Below are 26,022 nucleotides of genomic sequence, written 5' to 3'. Positions count from 1 at the left end.
CTTCCGGTGTTCCGGAGCTCTCCGGTCTCCTGATGGTCATTTGATCTCCCCCTGCCCACAGCATGTGGGCGCTGAAATGTGCGTTTTCTGCGTAGGCGGCGGGTCAGGCCACCTCAGCGCGTGCCTCGACGTCCTCGATGCCGGTCGGGCGTCCGGCCCGCGTCCAGCGTGCGTACAGGCCGCCCGCGATGAGCACGGTCGCGGCCAGGGACAGCACCGGCCAGCCGCGCAGCAGGTTGACCGCGAGGGTGAAGACGACGGCGACTGCGGCCAAGGCGTTGATCCAGGCCAGGGCGCTCTTCTTCTCCCGGTGGGCGAAGCGGGCCATGGCGATCAGGCCGACCAGGAAGCTGACGAAGACGGCGACGGCGTAGAACAGGACGAGTTCCTGCTCCTGCCCTGCGGCGGCCACGATGACCAGGGCGGCGGCGGCCAGGTAGACCACCACGGACCAGTACGGGGTGTGGTGGTGGTTGGTCCGCCCCAGAACCGGCGGCAGGACACCGGGCTGCTCGGCGGTGCCGGCGAGCGCCTTCAGCAGGCCGGGGCCGGCCTGGAAGGAGGAGCTGGCCGCGGCGAGCAGGAGAAGGGAGCTGGTCAGCTGGAAGGCGCCGTAGAGCCAGCCCGGTCCGGCGGCGGCGTGCGCGATGTCGGCGATCTGGGTGGAGTCCGTGCCGGGGATGCCGATGTGCAGCCGGACGGCGAGCCCGGTCAGGGCCAGCGTCAGGCCGCCGACGATGACCAGGAGCAGCGCGAGGGTGCCCCGGCCGAAGCGGCGGCGGTGGGTGTCGTCGAGCTGGCCGAGCTGGGCAATCGCCGTCGAGGGCGCCTCGATGCCAGTGGCCAGGGCCATGGCGACGGGGAAGGCCAGGACCACGGCGAGCATGGCCGAGTGGCCCGGGTCGGTCGTCGCGACGGCGTGGCCTGCGGTGTGGGGCGAGGTGAAGCCCAGGATGAGGACGGCCACGGAGATGGCGACGAAGGCCACGGTCATCACGGCGAACAGCAGCCGTCCGCCGTGCCCGAACCAGGTCAGCCCGGCCACCACCACGAGCAACACCAGTGCAAGCGGGATGCGCAGTGGAGCCAGGCCCGGGAAGAGGGCGATGACCGCGCTGGCCGCGGCGGCGATCGAGATGCCGATGGTGAGTACGAAGTCGACGACGAGCGCGCCAATGGGCAAGAACGTCCAGCGGGCACCGAAGGCCCGCCCGGCCGCGGCCGCCGCGCCGCCGCCCTTGGGGAAGCGCCGGACCAGCTGCCAGTAGTTGGCGGTGACGACCACGACGAGCCCGATGACCAGGCTCATCGTCGGCAGCAGCAGGGCCAGGTCACCGTGCAGGGCACGCAGGGCGGCCTCGATGGCGTACGCGACGGAGGAGACCGGGTCGGCGATCACCGCGAAGGCGAAAGCGAAGAAGAGGATGGAGCGGCGCGGGCCACGACCGCGCGCGGCGACCGAGGGGTTGGCCGCAATGGCGGCGGCCGACGTCGAGAGGGTCACGCGAAGACCTTTCCTGTCCGTGCTTGCGAACGGACGCGTTGAGGACACTTCGCCGACCAGGCTTCCCGGCACACCGCAGACCAGCGTAAGCCAGAAAGACGTCAGTGAGCTGTCAAATATGCGTCAAGACTTCTCCGGTGGGACAACAATGCTCCGTCTCAGCAGAACTGGCATGCACCGCCTTCCATCGACTCCAGGGGGCGCCTCTCGCGTTCACCCGGCAGTCAGGCCGTCCTGAGGCTTCCGGAGTCCGGCAGTGACGGCGGACCGTGCGCGGGGGCAGACTTCCCGTCAGGGAAGCGGGGAAAGGGCTCCGAGGTTGGGCACCGAAGAAGGCTCGCGCACGCTGGTCCCAGTTGGCCGCGGCCGCACCTCATCTGACGTTCCTGCGCTTCGGGCTGCAGGGCGGCGCGGCCCTCTCCGACTGGTTCGGACGGCGGACCATGGAGGAGTCACGATGCTCAAGAGCCGGGTGAAAGCGACGTACGCGCACCTCTGGACGTCTCCAGCGGCGGCCCGGCGACGGGCGCGCCGCTGGACCGCCTTCGCCGGGGCGCTCGTCCTGTCGCCCTTCGCCGCGCTCGCCGTGGCGGCCGTCGGCGTGCTTCCCGCAGGGGTGGCGATCGCGTTGGCGCTGACCGCCGGACCGGCCGGACTCCTGCTGCTCACCGCACTGAACAAGGAGAAGTCGCCACCGCGCCGCTCTGGAACCCTTCTGATCGCGCGGACACTGACCGGTGAGCGCACCGTGGACCTGTCCCGGATCGAGCGGGTACGGCTGATGACCTACTTTTCCCGCAGCGGTGTCTCGGAGCGTGTTCTGCTGGTGCGTGACGCCAGCGGTACGTCGCTGGGTCTCACCTGTCCGGCCTCCCGCAGGGCACTGCGTCGAGCCCTCGAACGCCCGCCCGGGCGCGGACCCCAGCCGCGGGTGAGCAGGGCGGCGCTGGTCCATCTCGGCATGCTCCCGGCCCCCGGCCGACTCGCCGTCCACACCGTCACCGTCTGGCTCGCCACAGTGCTCGGACTCTGCGGTTACCTGTGCGCCGTGCTCGCGATCGCCGTCTGAAGCACGGATGCACGGCCATGGCCGCCAGGACACGGGTCGCTTCTGAACCGACCTCGGCATAGCGGACCACCTCAGCGCTGAACCCCTTGACAAGTTTTGCATAATGCAAAAGTAGGAAGGGGAATGAATGCGCACCACTGAGGCGATCGAGCACAGCGGGCCTGCGACGGCCGCGAACAGGATGTCCATCCCTGCTCGCAGAGCGGCGGGGCTGCGCGCCGCTCCCTGGGGCCTGATGGTGCTCGCGGTGCTGATCGGGGGCGGGGCCGGTGCGGGTTCGGTCGTCTTCCGCTGGTGCATCACGACCTTCACCCGTCTGTTCTCCGGTCACGCCGACTACGCGGCCTCCCCGGGTATGGGCAACCCGCACGTGCCGTGGCTCGGTCCGTACTTCGTGCTTCTCGCCCCTGTGGTCGGCGGCCTGTTGTACGGCCCTCTGGTGAACCGGTTCGCCAAGGAGGCGCGCGGGCACGGGGTCCCGGAGGTGATGCTGGCGGTGGCCCAGCGCGGCGGCCGGATCAGCCCGAAGGTGGCGGTGGTCAAGACACTCGCCTCCGCGCTGACCATCGGCTCCGGCGGTTCGGTCGGCCGTGAGGGGCCGATCGTGCAGATCGGCTCCGCTCTCGGTTCCACCCTGGGCCGGGTGGCGAAGGTGACCGACGGGCGGATGAAGCTGCTGGTCGCGTGTGGCGCGGCGGGCGGCATCGCCGCCACCTTCAACGCACCGCTGGCCGGGGTCTTCTTCGCCATGGAGCTGATCCTGGGCACCTTCTCCGCGGAGGCGTTCGGCGCGACCGTCGTGGCCAGCGTCACCGCGAGCGTGATCGGCCGGGCCGCCTTCGGCGACGTCGCCTTCCTGACCCTGCCCGCCTTCCATGTCGGCCACCTCGCGCAGTACGGCCTGTTCGCCCTCCTCGGCGTCGTCGCGGCCGTGGTCGGGGTGGGCTTCGCCCGGGTGCTCTACCTGATCGAGGACGCCTGCGACTGGCTGTGGCGGGGACCGGAGTGGCTGCGCCCGGCGGTCGGCGGACTGGTACTCGGCCTGGTACTGCTGGCCCTGCCGGAGATGTACGGGGTCGGCTACCCGGTGCTGGAGAAGGCCACCCAGGGCGGGTACGCGGTCGGCTTCCTGCTCCTGTTGATCCTGGGCAAGATGCTGGCGACGAGCCTGACCATCGGCATCGGCGGTTCGGGCGGGGTGTTCGCGCCCAGTCTGTTCATCGGGGCGATGCTCGGCGCCGCGTACGGCACGGGCGTCCACCATCTGCTGCCCGCGACGGCCGGCTCCGTGGGGGCGTACGCGTTGGTGGGGATGGGCGCGGTGTTCGCAGGGGCCTCCCGGGCGCCGATCACCGCGGTGGTGATCCTTTTCGAGCTGACCGGCGAGTACTCGATCATCCTGCCGTTGATGCTGGCCATCGTGCTGGCCACCGCCGTCAGCCACCTGCTGACCCGCGACACGATCTACACCCTCAAGCTGCGCCGTCGCGGCATCGACCTCGAGGGCCCCGCCCCCGGGGCGCGGATCGGCGCCCAGCAGGTGGGCTCCGTCATGGACCCACTGCCCTCGTCGTTGCCCGCGTCGACCGAACTGGCTGACGCCGCCGACCTGTTGAGCCTTTCCGGATACGGGACCCTGCCGGTCGTCGACGCCACGGAGCGGTACGTGGGCGTCGTCACCGCCCAGGCCATCGCCGAGGCGCTGGCGGAGCAGCCGGACGCACACCCCGCCACGGTCGGGCAGCTCGCCGAGCCACCCACCCCCGTCCTGACCGACCAGCCCCTCGCGCAGGCACTGCACGCCCTGCTCTCGACGGCGGGGACCGGAGTGCCGGTCCTCGACCCGGTGGACGGCAGGCCGGTCGGCTGGCTCAGTCACCAGAGCGCGCTGCGGGCGGTGCACGCGTCCGCGTGAACAGCGCCCCGAAGACGGTCAGGACACCGCTTCGACCTCCGCGGTGTCCCGCCTGCGAGCCACAAGATCCGCGTCACGTCATGATCCCGGCGAAGACGCACAGGTGTCGGACCTCGGGGCGGAGAGCCGGTAGGAACGGACGATCGCGACCACACAGGCGGCGACGAAGCCGGCAGCCCAGCCGGACAGGTCGCGCAGCGGTTCCAGGGAGGACTCCCCCAGCTGGACACCGCGCGGCGGGACCTGCCCCTCGGGGTCGTACACGACGGCGAGCGCGTCGCCGGGACGGGTGGACTGTCCACAACCACGCCAGATGCGGACCTTCAGGGGGACGCCGTCCCGGTCGGCCACGGAGCAGAGGTAGCGGCCGCCACCAGGTACGGCTCCGGGCCCGCCGTCGACCGAGGTCACCACAGCGGACTCGACCTGCCCGCGCACCGCCAGCACGACGCCCACGGCCGCCTGGGGCGCGTGAAGCGCCAGGCACGCCCCGAGCACGGCGACGAGGCCGATCAGCGCGCGCCCGGCCCGGATCACGCAGAGATAGAGGACGAGGGCGCCGGCACAGACCAGTCCGCCCTCGCCGTCCGCCAGCCCCGGGATCCCGTACCAGGCCCCGGCGACCGCGCTACCGGTGATGGCCGCCGCTGCCATGCATCCGCCCAGGAGCCCCTCCGCGGTCAGCCACCACGGCGGCAGGCCGACGAACTCGGCCGGCCCCCACACCATGCTCCGCAGATGCGCCATCAGATGCGGCTCCGGCGCGGCCACGGGCTGACGTCTCCGCCGCATGCGCACCTTGCCTCCCAGCGTCCTTCCGCGACCGTCGTCCTCACCTGTCGGCGGAGGCCCCGCACCGCCCTCGGCCGGACGCGTGCTCATGCGGCCGGCGCCGACGGCATCCGGCAGCAGGGCCACACTCCTGCACGACTCCCTTGCATTATGCAAAAGATGTGGGGTGCTGAGGAGAGCGGGTCGGATAAAGCGCGCGTCAGGCGTCGCGGCCCACCGGCAGATCCACCGCCCAGCCCAGCGGGTGCGGCTCCGCACCGTCCAGCGCCTGCGCCGGTGCGAGGGGCTCTCCCCCGGCCTCGTTGAAGGCGGCCAGGGCCTCGATGAGCGCCAGCCGCTGCGTCGGAGTGAGCCGTTCGACGATCGCTGCGATCTCCGCGCGACGCCGGCCGGTGACGTCCTCGACCGTGCGCCGCCCCTCGTCCGTGAGCTGCAACAGCGTTTCCCGGCGGTTGTCGGGGTTGGACTGCCGGTCCGCGAGCCCCGCCGCGATCAGCCGGTCGACCATCCGCATCGCGGTGGAGGGGGCCACCTGGAGCAGGTCGGCGAGCGTGACCAACTTGGTCGCCCCGCGCGTGGACAGCACCACCAGCATGCGGAACTGCGGCAGCGTCACCCGCTCCTCGACCTCGGCGAGGGAACGGGCGGAGACCGCCACCAGCAGCCGGGACGCGGTCAGCACCGACCGAGTCACCACATCCACATCGTCCATCACCCCCGCAGGGGTCTCACGCTCCGGCATACGTCCTTTCTATCGTGCCGAAGGTCGTGCTCACTCACGCGAGGGGAAGAGATTTTCCTTGCCCATGACCGTGATAGCGCAACAAAAGCATCGCGGCGTCGTCGTGGGGCGGTCCGCCGGCGTGCTGGGCGAGATCCGCACGCAGTGCCTCCAGGGCCCGGTGCGCGTCGCGCTCCTTCAGCAGATGCGCTCGCTCGCCGACGGAGTAGAAGCGGCCACTGTCGTCGCGGGCCTCTGTGACACCGTCGGTGTACAGCAGCAGTTGATCACCGGGGGCGAAGTCCACCCGATAGGGATCCGGGCACTCGCCGCCGTGCGCTCCCAGCCCGAGCGGGAGGGCGTAGGCGGGCGGCTCCGGGAATTCGACGGTTCCGTCGCGGCGTACGACCATCGGGGCCGGATGGCCGTAGTTGAGGAAGACGGCGTCGTGGCCCGTGCCGATCTCGGCAAGGATCGCGGTGACGAACTTCTCCCCCTCCAGTTCCCGGGTCATGCTGCGCTCCAGGCGCTCGCCGAGCCCGACCAGGCTCGGCTCGTCGTGCGCCGCCTCCCGGAAAGCCCCGAGGACGACGGCCGCCGTCTCCACCGCGGCCAGGCCCTTGCCCTGGACATCGCCCACGATGACCCGGATGCCGTGCGGCGAAGCGACCAGCTCGTACAGATCGCCCCCGATACGGGCCTCAGCGACGGCCGACGTGTACGACACGGCCGCCTGCAGCGGCCCCGCGGTCAACGGCACGGGCCGCAGCAACACCCGCTGGGCGACCTCCGCGATCGACCGCATACTGGCCAGCTCCACCTCCCGGCGCGAGCGCATCACGGCCGCCGCGACACCGACACCGGTCACACCGGCCACCGACGCCAGCGCGGAGTAGCCCCGACGCTCCTCGAACAGCCCGTCGTACACGCCGAGTGCCACGCACAGCAGCAGCGCCGCCACTCCGAACACCGCCGTGCGACGCCACCCTCCGACCAGCCCGGCGAACGCGGGGCCGAGCGAGACCAGCGGGAGGAACCCCACACCCGGCCCCGCCACGACGTCAGCGACCGCCACCACGGCCATCACCACGATCGGCATGCGGGACAGCAGAGTCCAGCTTCTCGACGGGTTCTGGTCGGCCATGGCGTACTCCAGCGGTGTGTCGTGGACGCTCGAGAGCCGCCCCGTCTTGTCGCCGCAGGCGCCCCTCCCCACCTTTAGACTATGCAAAGGTTGTCCGTGTGAGACCTCACTCGCCACTGCCCCTTTACCCAATCGAGTCCGAGAGCCGACATTCCCGACGCACGGAAGACGCACGGAAGGCGACCATGACGCACAGAGACACCGCACACCACCGCCCCCAACTCCCCACCGGGTGGCGTCGCCTGACTCTGCGACTGCCGATCCTGCTCTTCCGGGTCGGCTTGGGCCCCGTCTTCGGGAAGCGCTTCCTCCTGCTGCACCACATCGGCCGCCTCACGGGCCACGACCGCATGACAGTCCTCGAAGTGGTGTCCTACGACCCGGACGGCGAAAGCTGGATCGTCGCCTCCGGTTTCGGACCGAAGGCCGACTGGTACCAGAACCTGCAGGCGCAGCCGAAGACGATCCTCCAGTTCCGCAACCACTCGCGCGCCGTCACCGCCCGCTTCCTCTCACCCGACGAAGGCGCCGAGGTCATGGCCGACTACGCCCGCCGGCACCCGCGCACGGCCCGTCGGCTGTGCGCGTTCATGGGGCTTCCCCATGACGGCGGCGAGGCGTCGCTTCGCGAGGCGGGGCGAGCCGTCCCCTTCGTACGGCTCGAGAGCGCCGACGGGTCGCGCCGACAGGGGCGCGGGCGCGCGTGACGCCCCGGACGAGACGTCCGGGGCGCCGGGGCGCGGTGACCGCCTTCGTTCACACGGCGGCGATGCCCTCCATGCCGGACTCCGCGAAGGCGGGCAGTCCCGTGACGGTCGTGACCTTGGTCAGGGAACCGCCCCGGCCGATACGGAAGCCGTCGACCGTGCCGGAGACGGCGTTCTGCACGTACAGGAACCGCTCGTCCTGGGTCACAGCCAGGTCGATGACCCCCTGGGACTTGGCCGACGGCGGCGTGGCGATGCCGACGTCGTTGGTGAGCGTGAGCCTGCCACGTCCGTCGGCGCGGTAGCCGGTGACGGTGGAGTTGCCGGTGTTGCCGCCGTAGAAGAACTCACCGGCACGCTCCAGCCAGCACAACGTGTCCTGCCCGTTGGGCAACGGCCGCTGGACGACTTTGAGGCGGCCGTCGGGGCGCACCTTGTAGGTGCTGACGGTGGAGTCCTTGGCCTCGGCCACCAGCATGCGGCCCGCCCGGTCGAAGGTGATCGCGAAGGGCACCCCGCCGGCGGAGTCGTTGACGACGGCGCGGTGGGCCGGGCGTCCGTCGTGCCGTATCGGGAAGACCTCGATGGTGTTCGCGGACTTGGTGGTCACGACCAGCGACCGGCCGTCCGGGGTGAAGGCGACCTGGCCGGGCGAACTGCTGAACAGCGGCACCTTGTCGTTGTCCAGTCCGAGCGAACGGTGGGAACCCCGCAGCGGCTTCAGCCCCTTGGCGTCGATCCGGAAGCCCTGCACGCTTCCGTCACCGCCCGCGTTCATGACGTAGGCCAGGTTGCCGGACACCGCGATCGACGAGGGGAAGTCCCCGCCGGAGTCGACCACTTGCCGGTGTGTCAGTTTCTGGCCGTGCACCTGGAAGGAGGTCACCGTGCCGCTTCCCGCGTTGACCGCCAACAGCAAGCCCGACCGTTCGTCATAGACAAGGGAGCCCTGGGAGGCGAGCGAGTCCGTGGGCGCGTCGACCTGGTCGCCGCCCTTGCCGCCCGTGGCATAGCGGCCGGCGGCGGTCAGCGCACCGTCCTCGCCGCGCTTGAAGACGTGGATGGAGTTGCCGTCGAGTTCGTTGCCCTGGACGAAAACGGCGTGGTCGGCCTTCGCGGACGCCTCGGCCCGGCCGCCGGGCTCGCCGGCCGAGGCCACGGTCACCGTCGCCACGGCCGCCGCGGCAGCCAGGATCCCGGCCCCCGCGGTCAGCAACCGGACCTGTAGCGGCGACCTGCGCCTGGTGTGCCTGCTCATGAACTCCTCCTCGGGCCTTGCGCCACCGGTCGGTGGACGGGTCCAGAGTTGCCTGTGGTGACACCGGTGCGGAGGAGGATTCGGGGCACGTCAGGTTCTCGTAAGATCCGCCGTCCTCGCCGACCGTGTGGCGAGGTGGGAACCACTGGCCGCCGAGCAGTACGTCGCCCTCGACATCACCGGCCCTCCCGCCGGCCCCGTGTGGGCGATCCCCGGCGCCCTGGAGCAGATCATCGACAATCTCGCGCCTTCGACCGCTTCTGGCGCTCCTGCGACTCCCACCACGACGGCACCGGCCTCGATGCCCGCATCCACCTGCGGCCAGTGACCGCGCGCCCGCGTGGACCGCGCCCGGGCGGGGAGGACTTCGCCTCCCGCCGTGCCCTCAGCCGGTGCACACAGACAGCCGGTCGCGGGTGAGATCGTGCAGGGCACGGTCAGGTCCCGAAGGGCGGAGGCCGAACATGGAATCTCAGCCTCTACGAGCTGCCGGGCACGGCCGTCCCTATTAGGGCCGCCCCGCGATTGATCTCGGGGCGCGCTGGCCTGGGGTTCGGCGGGCTGGTGGTTCAGCAAGCGCAGGTCGGCCCGTTACTCGTACCGGTACTTCAGCGAATCCGCCTCCGCCTGCTCGACGTCAGCGATCGTCAGCCCCGGCATCCGCAGCTGGGTCAGGGTCACCTCGGCCGAGGTCGGCTGGGCGTCTGCCGACAGCCACTGCTCCGGCTTCCAGGCCCCGCTGCGCAGGAACGACTTGGGGCAGTGCGGATAGACCTCCTCGATCCCCAGCACCAGCGCACTGGCCGGCGGCTTGCCCACGGCGGTCAGCTGCGACAGCAGCTCCGGGCGGGTGGAGACGCAGGCCCGGCCGTTCACCCTGAGCGTCGTGGTGCGCCCCGGGATGACGAACAGCAGCCCGGCCCGTCCGGTGGCGACGACGTTCTGCAGCGTGTCCAGACGCTTGTTGCCGGTTGCGTCCGGTATCGCCACCGTCCGTGCGTCCAGGACGGCGACGAACCCTGCGGGGCCGCCGCGCGGGGAAACGTCGCAGTTGCCGTCGGCGTCCGCGCTGGCGACCAAGACCAGCGACGAGCATCCGATCAACCGCTGGGTCTGCTCGGTGAGTTCGGTCATCTGCTTGCGTATGGCCGTGTCCTTGGGCAGTTCGTAGACCCGGCGCAACGCGTCCTGGTCGGGCACGGCGTCGAGGCGGAGCGAGTCGAATGCACTGCTGGCAAGGGATGTCGTCATGCCACCGACCCTAATCGGCCGACCTGCGACTGACCTTGGTCGGTGAGTGCGGGGACATCGAGACGGTCGCGCATGCTGATCCACCACCCAGCCGTCACACTCCGATGAAGCTGACTGTTTGCGTCACATCCGCTCGTCCGGTGCGCAGCCGGGGCACGCCTTCCTTCTCGAACCCCACCGAGACACCGCAGAACAGTACGAGGCCGTCATCCGCTCCGACTATCTGGCTGACGGTCTTGCGATACATCGTCCACATCACCTGGGGGCAGCTGTGCAACCCTTCCGCCCTCAGCAACAGCATGACCGTCTGCAAGTACATCCCCGCGTCCCCCCACTGTCCGGGCCCCATCGTCCGGTCGAGGTAGCAGAACAGCACGACCGGCGCCCCGAAGGCCTCCGAGTTCAAGGCGGCGATCTTCATGGGCCTATCGGGGTCGTCGCGCTCGATTCCCAGCGCTTGGTACCGCTGGGCGGCAGCGGCGGAAAAGCGGTCCAGATACGGCGAGGTCAGTTCGGCCGGATACATCGGATACTCCCGCTCGTCACCCGGGTCTCCCGCCAGTGCCCTGGCCGTCGCGTCCCTCTTCAGTTCGGCCAAGGGCTCGCCGGTCACGACATACACGTGCCACGGCTGGAGGTTCCCACTCGACGGTGCCCGTGTCGCTGCGGCCAGCACTCGGTCGAGTATGTCTTTGGGTACCGGCTCATCACTGAACGCCCGCACGGCCCGGCGACTGTCCACGGCTTCATACACATCCACGTTCTCCCGTCCTCTCATCCAATGACAGCCACCTCTCCACCGTCCTCAGCACGCAAGAAGGCAACAGAGGAGGGCATTGCAGAGGTAAGCACAGAGCCCTCTTGTCGCCACGCCACCTAGCCGCGATCTCCCCGGACCGACGTGTTCGAGGCGGAAGATCAGGGCGTAGGACGAGAAACGATGGCGTCCCTGGAGGACCAGCTCCCGTCCCGGGATCGCGGCGACCACCCGAAATCCGGGTAGCGTCGAGCCTTCGGCAAGGAGCCGTGGCCCGGACGCTGTGCGGTCGGCAGCCCTGACCCCGAGGCCTTCGCCCAGCCGTCACGGTGACGTTCCCGCGAACGCCACACGCCCGCCTTTCGCGCGGCACTCTGACGTTCATCGCGCGACAGCGAGCACGAGAGACGCTGCCGCCAGAACCAGGTAGCCGCCAGGAAAAGCGATGTTGTAGTACACGCGAGCACGGATGTGCGCGGCGGTGGCACCGATGAAGAACAGGACGAGTCCTGTCGCGGCGGCAACGCCGATGACCGGGACACCCATGAGTCCGAGTAGGAGACCGGCGACTCCAGCGGCTTTGAGCGCAGCGAGCCACAACCGCGTACCCGGTGAGCATGTGCCTCGCCTTTCAGCCGAGCGCCCATGAGGTTGGCGAGCCCTGCGCGCTCACCTCGACAAGCCTTCCCGAGCCCTTGAGCGGCGTCCAATACCTGTCTCTATAACCTGGAGGCATGGATGTGGACACGCGGCTGCTGCGCTACTTCATCGTTGTAGCGGAGGAGGGAACCCTCAGCCGAGCCGCAGAACGACTGTTCGTGTCCCAGCCGGCGCTCACCAAACAGATCAAGCGACTGGAGATCCAGCTCGGAGTGCGACTGTTCACGCGGTCCCGCACCGGCATGACCCTCACAGAACCGGGCTGGACCCTGGCAGAGCGGGTGCCCGCGCTGCTAGCCGACTGGGACCAGGTGCTGCGGGAGACCAAGAGCGCCGCCGGCCGGGCAGCCCGCTTGCTGCGGGTCGGCTTCATTGCCAGTGCCGCCAACGAGGCGACCCCGCGCATCATCGCGGAGTTCTCCCGGCGTCGGCCAGGCTGGCGGGTGGATATGCGGCAGGCCACCTGGTCGAATCCGAGCGCCGGGCTCGCCGACGGAGACGTCGACGTCGCCCTGCTGCGGCTGCCCTTCCCTGGCCAGGACACTCTGCGGACGGCGGTACTCTTCACCGAGCCCCGCTGGGTCGCCCTCCCCGAGGGACACGCTCTCGCAGCGCGCGACGTGATCCCGTTCCGCGACCTGTGGGATGAGCCGTTCGTTGCCGCTCCGCCTGAAACAGGCTGGTGGCGAGACCAATGGCTGGCCACCGATGAACGCGGTGGCCACCCGGTCCGCATCGGCGCCGTCACGGACCAACCGGACGACTGGCTCAGCGCCATAGCCAACGGCTACGGCATCGCCCTCGCCCCGGCATCTGCCGCTCGCTTCTATGCCCGGCCCGGCATCACCTACCGCCCCGTCAGCGGCGTCAGCCCCAGTCAGGTGGGCGTCGCCTGGGCCGTCGCCGACGACGGCAACCCCGTCGTGCAGGACTTCGTCCACTGCTGCCTGGATAGGCCGTTGCCAGAGACGACCACCACCTGATCACCCGGGCGACACTGATTGCAGCAGCCGCGGTGCGCTGTGCAATCCGCCTGCTGTCCGGGGGTGTTGATCACCTGCCGGTGGTCCCGCCACCGCCCCCACCGGTTGTCGCCCGCCGGCAATAGCCGTTCAAGCCGCGCCCACTGCCCATCCGGAAGATCTCCCCCGCACCATCATGCTCCGGACAATGTTCCAGGCCAGCGGCCGGACGCGGTCCTACAGTGAGGGCATGTCAGACGATCAGCAGCGCGTGGCCGTGGAGGCCGACGTCGAGATTCCGGTCCCCGCCGACAGCGAACTCTGGGCGGTCGGCGCGGTCATCCTCAACCAAGATGGCAAAGCCTTCGCCCAGAGACGCAGCCCTCACCGGCGGCTCTTCCCGGACTGCTGGGACATCGTCGGCGGTCACGTCGAGCCCGGCGAATCGTTGCTGGACGCCCTCGCCCGCGAGGTCGATGAGGAGACCGGGTGGCACCTGCGCCGCGTCCAGCGCCTCCTGGGGATTACCACCTGGACCGGCGACGACGGGGACGGAACACGGCACGAGGCCGACTATCTCGTCGAGGTCGACGGTGACCTGGACCATCCCGTCATGGAATGGTCCAAGCACACCGCCTACGACTGGTTCGGCCCCGACGACCTGCCCCGCCTCAAGGAGAACCGGGCCCCCGGCGAATACCTCATCCACGACCTCATCACCAAGGCCCTGCAAGATCGCCCGGACACGGCCTGGTAGTGCTTCGTTGGGTTCTGGTTCTCCTGGTCGGCAGAGGACTGCCACAGGTTGACCCCCGCAACTAACTGACGCCGCATCAGTAAAGTTGGCGTTGGGTTGGCAACCGTCCCGCCACAGCCGCCCACAGACAGCCGACTTTGGAATGGCCCAGCACCGCACATCGGGCCTGCAGCACGCCCCGCCGCCCTCCCGAGAGCGGTCGACGGGCAGCAGACAACGCACGACGGCAAGTCGCCCACCCGTCGCCGAGCAGTCCAACATCCCCGCAGGTCAGCGGACCCTTCCTCGTGGCTTCAGAGGCGTCGGCGGCAACTCGGGGGCCGGCAGCGGGTCGCCGTCGTAGCCCTTCACCTCGCCGAACCGTGTCCCTCCCATCCAGTCCCTACGCGCCTGTTCGATCTCCTCCTGGGACCGCCCGATCCAGTTCCAGAACATGATCAGTTCCTCCTCGAACGGCTCTCCACCCAGGAGCATCAGGCCCGCGTCCGACTCCGCCCGCAGGGGCAGTTCGCTGCGGCCGCAGCCGAGGTAGAGCATCGATCCGGGCAGGACCGGGACGCCGTCCACATGGGCCTCGCCGGACATGGACAGGACGGCGTACTCGAAGTCCGGTTCCAGGGGAAGGCGTACGTCCGCGCCTCGGGTGAGGGCCAGGTCGGCGCCGGTGATCGGGGTGTACGCCGTGCCGGGTGAGGTCGCGCCGTCCAGGTCGCCGAGGATCAGCGTCGCCTTGACGCCGGGTGCCGTGACGACCGGCAGGTCGGCGTGGTGTTCGAAGCGCGGGTCGGTGTGGCGGTGGCCGTCCGGCAGGGCGACCCACAGTTGCGCGCCGTGCAGGAAACGGGCGTGCGAGCGGGGGCTCTCCTCGGAGTGGCTGATCGCCCGGCCCGAGGTCATCAGGCCCAGTTCGCGCGGCCGGATGGTCTGGAGGCTGCCGGTGGAGTCGCGGTGCAGCACCTCCCCCTCGTGCAGCCAGCTCACCGTCTGGAGGCCCATGTGGGGATGCGGCGGAACCTGCATGCCGGGTTCGTCGGCGATGTCGTCGGGGCCGTAGTGGTCGACGAAGCACCAGGCTCCGACCATGCGGCGGCCGAGGTTGGGCAGCAGCCTGCGGACCTCGCTGGATTCGCCCAGCTTGACGTGGCGCGGACTGAGGAGTTCGCGAACCGGCTCGGCTACGACGAAGCCGCGGCCGCCGCACAGGGAGGGAGCCGCCTCGCGTTCAAGATTGCTCATGGCGCACAACCTAGTCCGGCGGGAGGGCCCGCGTCAGCGCGTCATCCGGGCCATGGCCGGGCGTCCCGGCACGACCGAACCTGGCGCCCTCGGCGAGTACCAGCCGACTCAGTAGTGGAATATTAAACCAACCCGTTCCGTTGTCGGCGTCGAAGGAGGCACGAGTGAACACGACCTACGACGCGACGTACTACGCCCACGGGACACCGGCGGAGCGCTGGGAGCGCGCGCAGATGTTCTTCGACGCCAAGGACTACGCCGCCGCCGCGCGGGTCCTGGGCGGGCTGGTCGAGGAGGTGCCCGAGCAGACCGGGCCCCGGCTGCTGCTGGCGCGCGCCTACTACCACTCGGCCCAACTGCGCCGCGCGGAGGCCGAGTTGCGGACGATCGTCGAGCGGGACCCGGTCGAGCACTACGCCCGGCTGATGCTCGGCCGCACGCTCCAGAGGCAGAACCGGCACGAGGAGGCGGAGCCGCATCTGCGGATCGCCTCGGCGCTCGCGGGTGACTTCGAGCAGCGCTGACCGGTACGTACCCTGACGGTGCCCGGCTCTCCATGGGGAGCCGGGCACCTGCGCGCCGCCCGGTCGGCTACTGCGCCGGCGTCCCCGCCCCGTACGTCCGCCGCCCCCGTCGGTAGGCGATCTCCCCCAGCAGGATGTCGACGGCCAGGAAGGCCGCGAGCGGGACGCCGAACAGGGGCAGGAAGTAGCCGAGTACGGCGACGCCCGCCAGCAGCGGCACCAGGATCTGTGGCGGCACCTGCTGCCAGACGCCGCGTGGGACCGGGCGGCCGAAGGCGGTGCCGCGGCCACGCTGCCACCACATGCGGTAGCCCCACACGATCAGCAGGGTCAGACAGAGCGCGAGCAGCATCAGGGCGAGCTGGTTGGCGAGGCCGAACAGGATGCCGGTGTGCAGGTCGATGCCCCACCGGGTGAGCTTCGCGAGCACCGGGTAGTCGGCGAACCGCACCACGTCCACGACCTCGCCGCTGCCAGGGTCGATCGCGACGGAGTCCTGCTTCTCCGGCCAGCTGCGCTGCACCTGCCGGACGACGTACGCCGACCGCGCGTCCGCCGGCGGCACGATCTCCACCGGGTCGCCCAGACCCTCGGCCCGCGCCGCCGCCAGGACCGTGTCGAGTCCCACCCCGTGTGCGGCGTCTTGGGCCTGCCCTGCGGCCGAGCCGTGGCCGGCGTGTTCGCCACTCGCCGACGCCGACACCGCCGGGGTGGCCTGACCCAGCGAGGTCCGCAACTCGTCGATGTTCGCCCCGGCGTAGGCCGACCAGGTCAGGCCGGTCGCCGAGAGGAAGAAGAACCCGGCCGCCGCCCACACGCCGACGGTGCCGTGCAGCCCGAGGGTGCGGCGCCGTCCGTTCGTGCCCCGCACCTTGCGCAGGGCACGGCGGCGGGAGAACCACAGCACCAGTCCGCCGGCCGAGATCACCCACAGCCAGCTGGCCGCCAGTTCGCTGTACAGCCGGCCCGGCTCGCCCAGGCGCAGGTCCCGGTGGAACTCGTCGATCCAGGTGCGCAGGGGCAGCGCGCCGGTCGAGCCGTACTGGTCGAGTGCACCGCGCACCGTCGCGGTGTACGGGTCGACGAACACGGCGAGCGTGTGTCCCTCGTCGACGCCCGGGACACCGGACAGCATCACCCTGGTCGTCGCGTCCGCCTCGGGTGAGGGGCGTACGGCCGAGACCGTGCCCTCGGGGTGGGCCTCGCGGGCGGCGGCCACCTGCTCGCTGATCGGCAGCTTCCGCTCGCCCGCGGGGACGGTCAGTTCGTGGTCGTACACGATCTTCTCGGCCTGGAAGGAGGCGGCGTACAGCAGGCCGGTGGTGGCGGCGACGAGGAGGAACGGCGCCACCAGTACCCCGGCGTAGAAGTGCAGGCGGAGGATCAGCGGGCGCAGGGGGGCCCAGCTGTTCTTCGACGGTGCCGGGGCGGCGGGTGGCGGTGCCTCGTCCGTGGTGGTCGAGGGAGCGGTGGTCATCGGCGGATTCTCCCGGGGACGTCGTGGTGGCCGTTGCGGTGCACGTGGTCGGGCTGGCGGTGCGGTAGTCGGGCCGAAGGGGCGTCCAGTTCCCGGGGAGTGCGTGTGACGTGTGACACACGAGAGTGGGGGTGCCATGTCATCCTGACGCGATGGGAACTCCGAGCGATCGCGCACCCCTGGCCGAGCGGGTCGAGGAACTCCTCGCCGATGACGGCCCGTTGACCATCGTGGCGGCCGGCGATCCGGTGCTGCGGCGCGGCACCGAGCCGTACGACGGTCAACTGGGGCCCGCGCTGCTGGCCCGGTTCATCGAGGCCCTGCGGATCACCATGCGCGCGGCGCCCGGGGTCGGTCTGGCGGCGCCGCAGGTGGGTGTGGAGCTCAGGATCGCGGTGATCGAGGATCCGGCGCCGGTGCCCAAGGAGGTGCGGCTGGCGCGCGGACGGGTGCCGCAGCCGTTCCGGGTGCTGGTCAATCCCGTCTACGAGCCCGTCGCCGGCGCGCGGGCCGCGTTCTTCGAGGGCTGTCTGAGCGTGCCGGGCTGGCAGGCGGTGGTGGCACGGCCCGCCGAGGTGCGGCTGACCGGGCAGGACGAGCACGGGCAGGCGCTGGACGAGGTGTTCACGGGGTGGCCCGCGCGGATCGTGCAGCACGAGACGGACCATCTCGACGGGGTCCTGTATCTCGACCGGGCCGAGTCGCGTTCGCTGTCGTCCAACCAGGCGGTGACGGAGCGCTGGGCTCAGCCGACGCCGGAGGAGGCCGCGCGGGCACTCGGCTTCGAGCTGCCGTAACGCCGGCTGCCGCCGAAATCGGGAGGCGCCCGGCGGGGCCTCTCCGTTACCGTGACGTCCATGTCTACGCCCCGAATTTCCTAGCCGAGGACCCGCTTCCACGCCACCCGTGTGTCCTCTTGCTTGTTCGGATTGCTTGTTCGGAGCGTTTTCTCATGATCACCGTTCGTGGTGTCGACGTGCGCGTGGGCGCGCGTCTGCTGCTGTCCGGCATCTCCTTCCATGTCTCCCCCGGCGACCGCATCGGCCTGGTCGGCCGCAACGGCGCGGGGAAGACGACCCTGTTGCACACCCTGGCCGGCACCCTGCGGCCCGCCGCCGGGACCGTCGCCCGCACCAGTGACGTCGGTCATCTCCCGCAGGACTCGCGGGCGGCCGACCAGTCGGTCACGGTCACCGACCGGATCCTGTCCGCGCGCGGCCTGGACCACGCCGTACGGGCGCTGCGCCGCGCCGAGACCGCGATGGCCGACGGGACGGAGCGGTCGATGAACGCCTATGTGCGGGCCGAGGCCGAGTTCCAGGCGCGCGGCGGATACGCGGCCGAGGCGGAGGCCGCCCGGGTCGCCGCCGGGGTCGGACTGCCTACGGGGCTGATGGAGCGGCCGCTGCGCGCCCTGTCGGGCGGTCAGCGCCGGCGCGTGGAGCTGGCCCGCATCCTGTTCGCCGGGCACGGCACGCTGCTGCTGGACGAGCCGACGAACCATCTGGACGCGGACTCGGTCGCCTGGCTGCGCGGGTTCCTCACCGCCTACCAGGGCGGGCTCGTGATGATCAGTCACGACACGTCCCTGCTGGCCGCCACCGTGAACCGGGTCTTCCACCTGGATCCGGGGCGGGCCGCGCTCGACGTCCACAACACCGGCTGGCAGGAGTATCTGGCCCAGCGGGACGCCGCCGAGCGGCGACGGGCCCGCGAGCGGGCGAACGCCGAGCGCAAGGCGGCGGCGTTGCACGCCCAGGCCGGCAAGATGCGGGCCCGGGTCTCGACCGCGGTGGCCGCGCGGAACATGGCCCGCCGCGCCGACCGGATGCTCGCGGACCTGGAACCGGCCCGGCGCGCCGAGAAGACGGCCAGGATCCGGCTGCCCGAGCCGGCGCCCTGTGGCCGGATCCCGCTCGGCGCGGTCAGCCTGACCAGGTCCTACGGCGGTCAGCAGATCCTGCGCGGTGTCGATCTCGCCGTCGACCGGGGCAGCCGCCTGGTGGTGCTCGGGCCCAACGGCGCGGGGAAGACGACCCTGTTGCGGATCCTCGCCGGGCAGGACACGCCGGACAGCGGCCGGGTGGTCCACGGGCACGGGCTGCGCCTCGGCTACTTCGCCCAGGAACACGACACGCTGGACCCGGAACTGACGGTGCGTGAGCATCTGGCGGGTGCCGCCCCGCACCTCGCCGACGGCGAAGTGCGCCAGGTCCTGGGGGCGTTCCTGTTCTCGGGCGACGACGCCGGCAAGCGCGTCGGTGTCCTGTCCGGCGGCGAGAAGACCCGGCTCGCCCTGGCGGGCCTGGTGCACTCGGGCGCGAACGTGCTGCTCCTCGACGAGCCCACCAACAACCTCGATCCGGCCTCCCGCGCCGAGGTCCTGGCCGCGGTGGGCACGTATCCGGGCGCGATCGTCATGGTCACGCACGACGAGGGCGCCGTCGACGCGCTGCGGCCGGACCGGGTGCTGCTGCTGCCGGAGGCGGAGGAGGACCTGTGGAGCGACGACTACCGGGAACTGGTGGTGCCGGCGCACGCGTGATCCTGTCGGATCCCGACCGGCCGCCGGAAATCCGGGGGCGGTCCCGCGCCTGGCGGGACCGCCCCGGAGCCGGACGGGCAGGACGTCCTGACGGCCCGGACGTCAGGCGTCGCGGTAGGCCTCCAGCAGCCGCAGCCACACCTCGCTGATCGTCGGGTACGAGGGGACGGCGTGCCACAGGCGGCCGATCGGGACCTGGCCGGCGACGGCGATCGTGGCGGAGTGGATGAGCTCGCCGACGCCGGGGCCGACGAGGGTCACCCCGCGCAGGATCTCGTCCTCCAGGTCCACGACCATGCGGGCGCGGCCCTTGTAGCCGTCGGCATACAGGCCCGCGCCCGCGACGGTGGACAGGTCCACGTCGACGGCCTTCACCCGGTGCCCCGCCTCTTCGGCCTCGGCGAGTGACAGGCCGACGGCCGCCGCCTCCGGATCGGTGAAGACCACCTGCGGGACGGCGGCGTGGTCGGCGGTCGCGGCATGCCCGCCCCAGGGCTCGGCGAGGAGGTTCTCGCCGGTGGCCCGCGCGGCGATGGCCGCGCCCGCGATGCGGGCCTGGTACTTGCCCTGGTGGGTGAGGAGGGCGCGCTGGTTGACGTCGCCGACCGCGTACAGCCAGTCGTGGCCGGTGACGCGGAGGCTGTCGTCGACGTCGAGCCACGAGCCGGGTTCCAGGCCGAGCGTCTCCAGGCCGAGGTCGTCGGTGCGCGGTGCGCGGCCGGTCGCGAAGAGGATCTCGTCGGCTTCGAAGCGGTCGCCGGTGTCCGTGACGGCGACGACGGTGCCGTTCCGGCGGGTCACCGACTCCACCGAGGTGCCGGTGCGGACGTCGGCGCCGGCCTCGGTGAGCGCCTCGGCGACGAGTTCTCCGGCGAAGGGCTCCATCCGGGCGAGCAGGCCCTTGCCGCGCACCAGCATGGTGACCTTCGAGCCGAGGGCCTGCCAGACGGTGGCCATCTCGGTGGCGACGACGCCGCCTCCGACCACGATCAGGCGGCCGGGCACGTGCTTGGAGCTGGTGGCCTCCCGGCTGGTCCACGGCCGGACCTCGTCGAGTCCGGGCAGGCGGGGCAGGGCGGCGCGGCTTCCGGTGCAGACGGCTACGGCGTGCCGGGCGGTCAGGACACGGTCAGCGCCGTCCGGGCCGGTGACCGTCACCGTGCGCGGGCCGGTGAGGCGGCCGTGGCCGCGGTACAGGTCGGCGCCGATGCTGTCGAGCCATCCGACCTGGCCGTCGTCCTTCCAGTTCGAGGTGTAGTAGTCCCGGTGGGCGAGGACCGCGGACGCGTCGAGGGGGCCTTGCACCGACTGGCTCAGGCCCGGCACGCGGCGGGCGTCCGCGCGGGCGATGACCGGCCGCAGCAGGGCCTTGCTGGGCATGCACGCCCAGTACGAGCATTCGCCGCCGACCAGTTCGCTCTCCACGACCGCGGTGGTCAGACCGGCCGCGCGGGTGCGGTCGGCGACGTTCTCCCCCACGGGCCCGGCCCCGAGCACCACGACGTCGTACGCGTTGGTTTCCGTTTCCGTCATGGGGTCAGTCTGGTGGGTGGTGTGCGCCCTGGCCACACGGGTAGGGGCGCGGAATACGTACCAGGTCGGCCGTGTTGTGCCGACGGCTTGACCCACACCAGGAAGAGGGATTTACGCCATGAGCAGCACCGTGGAGCTCACCAAGGAGAACTTCGACCAGACGGTCACGGACAACGAGTTCGTCCTGATCGACTTCTGGGCGTCCTGGTGCGGGCCGTGCAAGCAGTTCGCGCCGGTCTACGAGAAGGCCGCGGAGGAGAACCCTGACCTCGTGTTCGGCAAGGTGGACACCGAGGCGCAGCCGGAGCTGGCCGCGGCCTTCGGTATCCAGTCGATTCCGACGCTGATGATCGTCCGTGACCAGGTCGCCGTGTTCGCCCAGCCGGGCGCCCTGCCCGAGGCCGCCCTGACGGACGTCATCGGGCAGGCCCGCAATCTCGACATGGACGAGGTCCGCAAGGCGATCGCCGAGCAGCAGGCCCAGGAGGGCCAGCAGGCGCCGCAGGGCTGAGGACCAGGCCCTGTCGTCACATTCCCGTCGTCCGCCCGAAGGGCGGGCCCCGCGGCGTCGGGTGCGTGCTCTCGCCGTGCCGGGCGCAGGCCCGCGTACTGGTTGTACGTGGGGCTGTGCCCGGTGCGGCGAGTGGGGGCACCTCCCACGCCCTTAAGGCAGTGGGGGAGCGTGCATGGCGTCGCGGGGCAGGCGGGAATGTGACGACAGGGCCTAGTAGGGGTAGGGGGCCACGTCTCCGCGTACCGTCGTCCAGCGCAGTTCGGTGAAGGCCTCCAGGTTGGCCTCGCCGCCGAAGCGGGCGCCGGTGCCGGAGGCGGCGACCCCGCCGAAGGGTGCCACGGCCTCGTCGTTGACGGTCTGGTCGTTGATGTGGACGATGCCGGTCGGTATGCGCTCGGCGAGGTCCAGGCCGCGGGCGGGGTCGCGGGTGACGATGCCCAGGGAGAGTCCGTAGGGGCTCTGTGCGGCCAGGGCCGCCGCCTCGTCGGTGGTGGTGAAGGAGCGTACGGGCGCCACGGGCCCGAAGACCTCCTCCGTGTACGCCGGGGTGTGGTCGCCGACGCCGGCGAGGACCGTGGGCCGGTAGAAGAGCCGGTCGTGGGTGCCGCCCGCGGCGAGTTTGGCGCCGGCGGCCTGGCTGGACTCGACCAGGCCGCTGATCTTGGCGAGCTGGCCGGAGTCGATGATCGGGCCCAGGTGGACCTGTTCGCGGTACGGGTCGCCGACGGCGAGCGAGTCCGCCTTGGCGGCGAGCCGCTCGACGTACTCGTCGTACAGGGACGCGTGCACCAGGTGGCGTCCGGTCGTCATGCAGATCTGGCCCTGGTGGAAGAACGAGCCCCAGGCGGCGGTGGAGATCACCGCGTCGAGGTCGGCGTCCGCCAGCACGATCATGGCCGAGTTGCCGCCGAGTTCCAGGTGGGCCCGCTTGAGGTGGCGGCCGGCCGCCTCGCCCACGGCCCGCCCGGCGGGAGTGGATCCGGTGAAGGAGATGACCGGCACGCGCGGGTCGGCGACCAGGGCCTGTCCGGCGTCCGGGCCGCCGGGGAGCACGTGCAGCAGGTCCTGCGGCAGGCCCGCGGCGGCGAAGACCGCGGCGAGGGACAGCCCTCCGCAGACGGCGGTGCGCGGATCGGGCTTGAGGACGACCGCGTTGCCGAGGGCCAGGGCCGGTGCGACGGAGCGGATGGACAGGATCAGCGGGGCGTTGAACGGGGAGATCACGCCCACGACACCGGCCGGGACGCGGCGCGTGTACGACAGGCGCGGGGCCTCGCTGGGCAGGACCTGGCCGGCCGGGCGGGAGGCGAGTGCGGCGGCCTCGTAGCACTCCTGGGCGGCGACGTGCAGTTCGAAGTCGGCCTTGCCGGGGACGGACCCGGACTCGCGGATGAGCCATTCGCGCAGTTCGGCGGTGTGTTCCGTGAACAGGTCACCGGCCCTGCGGAGCACGGCGGCCCGGGCGAAGTGCGGGGCGCGGGCCCACTCGCGCTGGGCTGCGGCGGCCCTCTCGGCGGCGGCCTCGACGTCCTTCGGGCCAGCGAGAGCGAGGGTGCCGAGGGCTTGGCCGGTGGCGGGCTCGGTGACGGTGTACCCGGGGCCCGTCAGGGTCTGGGGCTGCCAGGTCCTGGTGTCGAGCAACGGCATGACGGCTCTCCGATCGATCGGTCACCGGCTGACGGGGCGAGCGGAACTCCCGTGCGTGCGCGGCCGGTTCGGCGGTCACATGGCGGGACGCGCCGACCGGGCCGCAGCGGTGCGTGCCGCGGCGGCGTTCGTACGCGTCCCCATTTTGTTGAGCATGCAACATCCTAGCCATACTGCGGGGCGCCGAGCCGGCTGACCGGCCTCCTGCGGCGGGTGCGGTCCGACGCCGCCGGCCGCGTCCACGTGCAACCCGTACACGCAGGCGCAGGCCGGCACACAACCGGTCCGTCGCGTGCCGTCGCCCTGCGATGGCGAGCCGGTCACCGAGTCCAGTGACAACGCGAACCCGACCGGCCGCCGCCCCACCCCGGCCGGGCGGCCGGCTCGACTCGCCAGGTGTGCTGTCCGGGCAGGTCGGTACCAGTCCAGCCGGTCGGGAAACGCTGCCCGGACAGCACACCTAGCTCGACTCGCGGTGCAGCACCGTCGCGCCCAGGACCTTGTGCGTCTCCGGCTCGGTGCCGGGCTTGCGCACGGCTCGGTCGACCAGTTCGGCGAGTTCCCGGCCGGAGGGCAGTTCCAGGCGGACCGTGCTGAGCCGTGGCCGCAGCAGCCGGCCGAGCATCAGGTCGTCGGCGCCGATCACGGCCGTCTCCTCGGGGATCCGGATGCCCTCGTCCTTCAGGGCCCGCATGAGCAGCATCGCGTACTCGTCGTTGTAGGTGAACACGGCGTCCAGGCCGAGGCCCCGCCAGCGGGCGGCGAGACGCGCGGCGGCCTCCTCGTCGTACGCGAGGGGCAGCTCGGTCACGGTCGCGTCGGTGCCCCGCAGGGACTGGCGCACACCGTCGAGCCGGGGCGCGGAGAACGCCTCCAGGCCGGGTTCCTGCGGGACGACGACGCCGATACGGCGCCTGCCCCGGTCGTAGAGGTGAGAGCCCGCGCTGTGCCCGACCACGTCGTGGTCCATGAGCAGGGCGTGCGCGCCCTCGATGGTCTCGGGGCCGAGGGTGACCACGGCCCGCGCCCCCGAGCGCTTGAGCACCGCCACCCCGCGCGGGCCGAGCCCGGAACCGGGCACGAGCACCGCCACGGGCCGCAGCTCGGCCCAGGCGCGGGCGGCTTCGTCGCCGTGCGGGCCGCCGGTGCCGTACTGCACCACCGTGTAGTCCAGGCTGCCGAGCGCGCCCTGGAGGCCGGTGAGGAACCGGCTGTAGAGCGGGCCGACGGGGAAGGTCGGCGCGGGGATCAGGACCATACGGCTGTGCCCGGCACGCAGGCTGCGGGCCGCCGCATGCGGGACGTACCCGAGTTCCCTCGCGGCCTCGTGGACCCGGCGGCGTGTGGGCTCGCTGATCCGTACGGCGCTGGTGTTGTTGAGGACGTAGGAGACGGTCGCGCGCGAGACGCCGGCCAGGCGGGCCACATCGGCGCTCGTGGGCACGGAGCGCAGCGGTGCGGGTGACGGGGGCGCGGGCGTTTTGGGTATCTGCACCATGACGTACGGCATCTTGGCAGAAGCCCCAATGCGCTTGTCGGGCGGGGGAGTTGTGAGGAAGCCGTGAGCGGTCACGGGAGCCCCGGACGGGCGCTCAGCCGCCGGCGGCCGTGCCCGTCACCCGGTCGACGAGGTCGGCCCAGGCATCCTCCAGACGGGCCAGGGGTATCCCGCACTGCCTGGTCAGGTGGTGGATCAGCGCCGGGTCGAGCTGGCCCATCAGGGTGTGGGAGAGCAGTTCGCAGTCCGCCTCCGGGACGACCTGCCGCAGCAGCATGGCCACGTGGTGGCGCAGCACGCGGCGGGGCGGGGTGGTGAAGCGGCGGCTGGCGCCCGGCTCGGCCGCCAGTTGCAGCTCCAGTTCCTCGGCCGAGCGGCGCAGCATCGCGCGGCCGAACGCGCGCAGCCGCTCCACGGCCGGCGCTCCGGGTCCGAGCGGCGGCGGCCCGGCGAGGAACGCGGCCTGGAACTTCTTCTCGGAGTGGTCGAGCAGCGCCGTCAGCAGGCCGGTGCGGTCACCGAACCGGCGGAAGACCGTGCCCTTGCCCACGCGGGCCTCGGCGGCCACCGCCTCCATCGTCACGGCGTCCGCGCCGCGCTCCGCCACCAGCCGCGCGGCGGCTTCCAGCAGCCGGGCCCGGTTGCGCGCGGCGTCGGCCCGCAGGCACGGCTCGTCGGGCTCCAGGGCGGTGCCCAGCTGGAGCAGCTCAGGGTGGCCGACGGACTCCTGTGGCGTCGGGAGGGAGGGCGGAACGGTGGCCATGAAGCCAGCGTAAAGCATCGGGAACAAAACTGGACCGCGGTCCGGTTAGGATGCTAGAACAATAAACGGACCCCGGTCCGGATCGTAACGGCGGTGTTTCGGAGCCGTCCTTCACTACGTGGGAGTCACCATGTCTGTTCGTATCCTCGCCCTCGTCGGCAGCCTTCGCGCAGGTTCGCACAACCGCCAGCTCGCCGAGGCCGCCGTCAAGCTCGCCCCCGAGGGTGCGGAGGTGGAGCTGTTCGAGGGGCTGGCGGAGATCCCCTTCTACAACGAGGACATCGACGTCGAGGGCAACGTACCGGCCGCCGCCGCGAAGCTGCGTGAGGCCGCCAACGCCGCCGACGGCCTGATCCTGTTCACGCCCGAGTACAACGGCACCATCCCGGCCGTCCTGAAGAACGCCATCGACTGGCTGTCCCGCCCGTACGGTGCCGGTGCCCTCAGCGGCAAGCCGGTGGCCGTGGTCGGCACCGCGTTCGGCCAGTACGGCGGTGTCTGGGCGCACGACGAGACCCGCAAGTCCGTGGGCGTGGCCGGCGGCAAGGTGCTGGAGGACGTCAAGCTGTCCATCCCCGGCTCGATGACCCGCTTCGCCGAGACGCACCCGGCCGACGACGCCGAGGTCGCCGCGCAGCTGACCGAGGTCATCGCCCGTCTGCACGGCCACGCCACGGAGCCGGCCGCCGCCTGACCCGCTCACGCGCGGTGCCACGGAGGGGGCCGCGGCCGTCACCGGCCGCGGCCCCTCCGGCATGCCGTCGGCTCCGCATCTCGTCGGCTCTTGC

The 26,022-nt window shown here is 71.4% G+C and carries 25 protein-coding genes and 1 pseudogene; 11 read left to right on the top strand and 15 right to left on the bottom strand.

Translation table 11 applies throughout. The features are described from left to right. Positions 1-103: 103 nt before the first annotated feature. On the bottom strand, positions 104-1,504 hold the full coding sequence (locus ACFZDA_RS34445; protein WP_391089232.1) for an amino acid permease: 1,401 nt from the start codon (positions 1,502-1,504) through the stop codon (positions 104-106). A 457-nt stretch (positions 1,505-1,961) separates the two neighbouring features. Here ACFZDA_RS34445 and ACFZDA_RS34440 point away from each other — a divergent pair, with 457 nt between their 5' ends. Then, positions 1,962-2,573: a hypothetical protein gene (locus ACFZDA_RS34440; protein ID WP_391089230.1), complete on the top strand. Its 612-nt coding sequence runs from the start codon at positions 1,962-1,964 to the stop codon at positions 2,571-2,573. A 235-nt stretch (positions 2,574-2,808) separates the two neighbouring features. Continuing rightward, complete coding sequence (locus ACFZDA_RS34435; protein WP_391089368.1) at positions 2,809-4,488, top strand: chloride channel protein; 1,680 nt, start codon at positions 2,809-2,811, stop codon at positions 4,486-4,488. Between the two features lie 78 nt (positions 4,489-4,566). On the opposite strand, the gene ACFZDA_RS34430 is transcribed toward ACFZDA_RS34435, so the two are convergent. The 3 genes from ACFZDA_RS34430 to ACFZDA_RS34420 all read right to left on the bottom strand — a co-directional run bounded on the left by ACFZDA_RS34430 (position 4,567) and on the right by ACFZDA_RS34420 (position 7,145). Beyond that, on the bottom strand, positions 4,567-5,280 hold the full coding sequence (locus tag ACFZDA_RS34430) for a hypothetical protein (RefSeq protein WP_391089228.1): 714 nt from the start codon (positions 5,278-5,280) through the stop codon (positions 4,567-4,569). Positions 5,281-5,479: 199 nt separating this feature from the next. Beyond that, positions 5,480-6,022 carry a MarR family transcriptional regulator gene (locus tag ACFZDA_RS34425; RefSeq protein WP_391089226.1) on the bottom strand — a complete coding sequence of 181 codons (543 nt, stop codon included), beginning with the start codon at positions 6,020-6,022 and terminating at the stop codon, positions 5,480-5,482. A 34-nt stretch (positions 6,023-6,056) separates the two neighbouring features. Beyond that, complete coding sequence (locus tag ACFZDA_RS34420) at positions 6,057-7,145, bottom strand: SpoIIE family protein phosphatase (protein ID WP_391089366.1); 1,089 nt, start codon at positions 7,143-7,145, stop codon at positions 6,057-6,059. A gap of 185 nt (positions 7,146-7,330) precedes the next feature. Between ACFZDA_RS34420 and ACFZDA_RS34415 the strand changes: the two genes are divergently transcribed. After that, positions 7,331-7,852, top strand: a complete 522-nt coding sequence (locus tag ACFZDA_RS34415; RefSeq protein ID WP_391089224.1) for a nitroreductase family deazaflavin-dependent oxidoreductase — start codon at positions 7,331-7,333, stop codon at positions 7,850-7,852. A 49-nt stretch (positions 7,853-7,901) separates the two neighbouring features. On the opposite strand, the gene ACFZDA_RS34410 is transcribed toward ACFZDA_RS34415, so the two are convergent. Further along, entirely contained in the window at positions 7,902-9,110 is a 1,209-nt protein-coding gene (locus tag ACFZDA_RS34410) for a beta-propeller fold lactonase family protein (RefSeq protein WP_391089222.1), read from the bottom strand. A gap of 127 nt (positions 9,111-9,237) precedes the next feature. Here ACFZDA_RS34410 and ACFZDA_RS34405 point away from each other — a divergent pair, with 127 nt between their 5' ends. Then, complete coding sequence (locus ACFZDA_RS34405; protein ID WP_391089220.1) at positions 9,238-9,438, top strand: hypothetical protein; 201 nt, start codon at positions 9,238-9,240, stop codon at positions 9,436-9,438. 263 nt (positions 9,439-9,701) lie between these two features. On the opposite strand, the gene ACFZDA_RS34400 is transcribed toward ACFZDA_RS34405, so the two are convergent. The 4 genes and pseudogenes from ACFZDA_RS34400 to ACFZDA_RS34385 all read right to left on the bottom strand — a co-directional run bounded on the left by ACFZDA_RS34400 (position 9,702) and on the right by ACFZDA_RS34385 (position 11,718). Next, positions 9,702-10,361: an MSMEG_1061 family FMN-dependent PPOX-type flavoprotein gene (locus tag ACFZDA_RS34400; RefSeq protein WP_391089218.1), complete on the bottom strand. Its 660-nt coding sequence runs from the start codon at positions 10,359-10,361 to the stop codon at positions 9,702-9,704. Positions 10,362-10,455: 94 nt separating this feature from the next. Then, the gene (locus tag ACFZDA_RS34395; protein WP_391089364.1) at positions 10,456-11,121 is read right to left on the bottom strand and encodes a nitroreductase family protein; all 666 of its coding nucleotides are present in this window, start codon (positions 11,119-11,121) and stop codon (positions 10,456-10,458) included. A 117-nt stretch (positions 11,122-11,238) separates the two neighbouring features. Continuing rightward, a pseudogene (locus tag ACFZDA_RS34390) lies at positions 11,239-11,421 on the bottom strand (hypothetical protein); the annotation flags it as partial. Between the two features lie 78 nt (positions 11,422-11,499). Next, the gene (locus tag ACFZDA_RS34385) at positions 11,500-11,718 is read right to left on the bottom strand and encodes a DoxX family protein (RefSeq protein WP_391089216.1); all 219 of its coding nucleotides are present in this window, start codon (positions 11,716-11,718) and stop codon (positions 11,500-11,502) included. A gap of 134 nt (positions 11,719-11,852) precedes the next feature. Between ACFZDA_RS34385 and ACFZDA_RS34380 the strand changes: the two genes are divergently transcribed. Together ACFZDA_RS34380 and ACFZDA_RS34375 are read left to right on the top strand one after the other, a co-directional pair. After that, on the top strand, positions 11,853-12,761 hold the full coding sequence (locus ACFZDA_RS34380) for a LysR substrate-binding domain-containing protein (RefSeq protein ID WP_391089214.1): 909 nt from the start codon (positions 11,853-11,855) through the stop codon (positions 12,759-12,761). A gap of 229 nt (positions 12,762-12,990) precedes the next feature. Then, the gene (locus tag ACFZDA_RS34375; protein WP_391089212.1) at positions 12,991-13,497 is read left to right on the top strand and encodes an NUDIX domain-containing protein; all 507 of its coding nucleotides are present in this window, start codon (positions 12,991-12,993) and stop codon (positions 13,495-13,497) included. Positions 13,498-13,767: 270 nt separating this feature from the next. Here ACFZDA_RS34375 and ACFZDA_RS34370 read toward each other — a convergent pair whose 3' ends face one another. Next, positions 13,768-14,733, bottom strand: coding sequence for a pirin family protein (locus ACFZDA_RS34370; protein ID WP_391089210.1), 966 nt, complete (start codon positions 14,731-14,733; stop codon positions 13,768-13,770). Between the two features lie 233 nt (positions 14,734-14,966). Between ACFZDA_RS34370 and ACFZDA_RS34365 the strand changes: the two genes are divergently transcribed. Further along, complete coding sequence (locus ACFZDA_RS34365) at positions 14,967-15,257, top strand: tetratricopeptide repeat protein (protein WP_391089362.1); 291 nt, start codon at positions 14,967-14,969, stop codon at positions 15,255-15,257. Between the two features lie 67 nt (positions 15,258-15,324). Here ACFZDA_RS34365 and ACFZDA_RS34360 read toward each other — a convergent pair whose 3' ends face one another. Further along, positions 15,325-16,734 carry a PepSY domain-containing protein gene (locus ACFZDA_RS34360; protein ID WP_391089208.1) on the bottom strand — a complete coding sequence of 470 codons (1,410 nt, stop codon included), beginning with the start codon at positions 16,732-16,734 and terminating at the stop codon, positions 15,325-15,327. A 152-nt stretch (positions 16,735-16,886) separates the two neighbouring features. Here ACFZDA_RS34360 and ACFZDA_RS34355 point away from each other — a divergent pair, with 152 nt between their 5' ends. Together ACFZDA_RS34355 and ACFZDA_RS34350 are read left to right on the top strand one after the other, a co-directional pair. Then, on the top strand, positions 16,887-17,531 hold the full coding sequence (locus tag ACFZDA_RS34355; protein ID WP_391089207.1) for a peptide deformylase: 645 nt from the start codon (positions 16,887-16,889) through the stop codon (positions 17,529-17,531). A gap of 155 nt (positions 17,532-17,686) precedes the next feature. Beyond that, positions 17,687-19,279 (top strand): ATP-binding cassette domain-containing protein, encoded by a 1,593-nt coding sequence (locus ACFZDA_RS34350; protein WP_391089205.1) that lies wholly within the window; start codon positions 17,687-17,689, stop codon positions 19,277-19,279. A gap of 102 nt (positions 19,280-19,381) precedes the next feature. Here ACFZDA_RS34350 and ACFZDA_RS34345 read toward each other — a convergent pair whose 3' ends face one another. Next, positions 19,382-20,812: an FAD-dependent oxidoreductase gene (locus ACFZDA_RS34345; protein WP_391089203.1), complete on the bottom strand. Its 1,431-nt coding sequence runs from the start codon at positions 20,810-20,812 to the stop codon at positions 19,382-19,384. A gap of 118 nt (positions 20,813-20,930) precedes the next feature. Between ACFZDA_RS34345 and trxA the strand changes: the two genes are divergently transcribed. After that, on the top strand, positions 20,931-21,323 hold the full coding sequence (gene trxA, locus ACFZDA_RS34340; protein ID WP_020273887.1) for a thioredoxin: 393 nt from the start codon (positions 20,931-20,933) through the stop codon (positions 21,321-21,323). Positions 21,324-21,536: 213 nt separating this feature from the next. On the opposite strand, the gene ACFZDA_RS34335 is transcribed toward trxA, so the two are convergent. The 3 genes from ACFZDA_RS34335 to ACFZDA_RS34325 all read right to left on the bottom strand — a co-directional run bounded on the left by ACFZDA_RS34335 (position 21,537) and on the right by ACFZDA_RS34325 (position 25,234). Continuing rightward, complete coding sequence (locus ACFZDA_RS34335; protein ID WP_391089201.1) at positions 21,537-22,973, bottom strand: aldehyde dehydrogenase family protein; 1,437 nt, start codon at positions 22,971-22,973, stop codon at positions 21,537-21,539. 460 nt (positions 22,974-23,433) lie between these two features. Further along, a complete protein-coding gene (locus tag ACFZDA_RS34330; RefSeq protein ID WP_391089200.1) occupies positions 23,434-24,483 on the bottom strand; it encodes a substrate-binding domain-containing protein in 1,050 nt (349 codons plus the stop codon). Positions 24,484-24,565: 82 nt separating this feature from the next. Continuing rightward, a complete protein-coding gene (locus ACFZDA_RS34325; RefSeq protein ID WP_391089198.1) occupies positions 24,566-25,234 on the bottom strand; it encodes a TetR family transcriptional regulator in 669 nt (222 codons plus the stop codon). A gap of 130 nt (positions 25,235-25,364) precedes the next feature. Between ACFZDA_RS34325 and ACFZDA_RS34320 the strand changes: the two genes are divergently transcribed. Further along, positions 25,365-25,928, top strand: coding sequence for an NAD(P)H-dependent oxidoreductase (locus tag ACFZDA_RS34320; RefSeq protein WP_391089196.1), 564 nt, complete (start codon positions 25,365-25,367; stop codon positions 25,926-25,928). Positions 25,929-26,022: the final 94 nt, after the last annotated feature.

Origin of the sequence: Streptomyces sp. NPDC007991 (assembly GCF_042958445.1) — a bacterium.
Taxonomy (GTDB): domain Bacteria; phylum Actinomycetota; class Actinomycetes; order Streptomycetales; family Streptomycetaceae; genus Streptomyces.
This window is presented reverse-complemented; position numbering and strand designations above follow the sequence as displayed.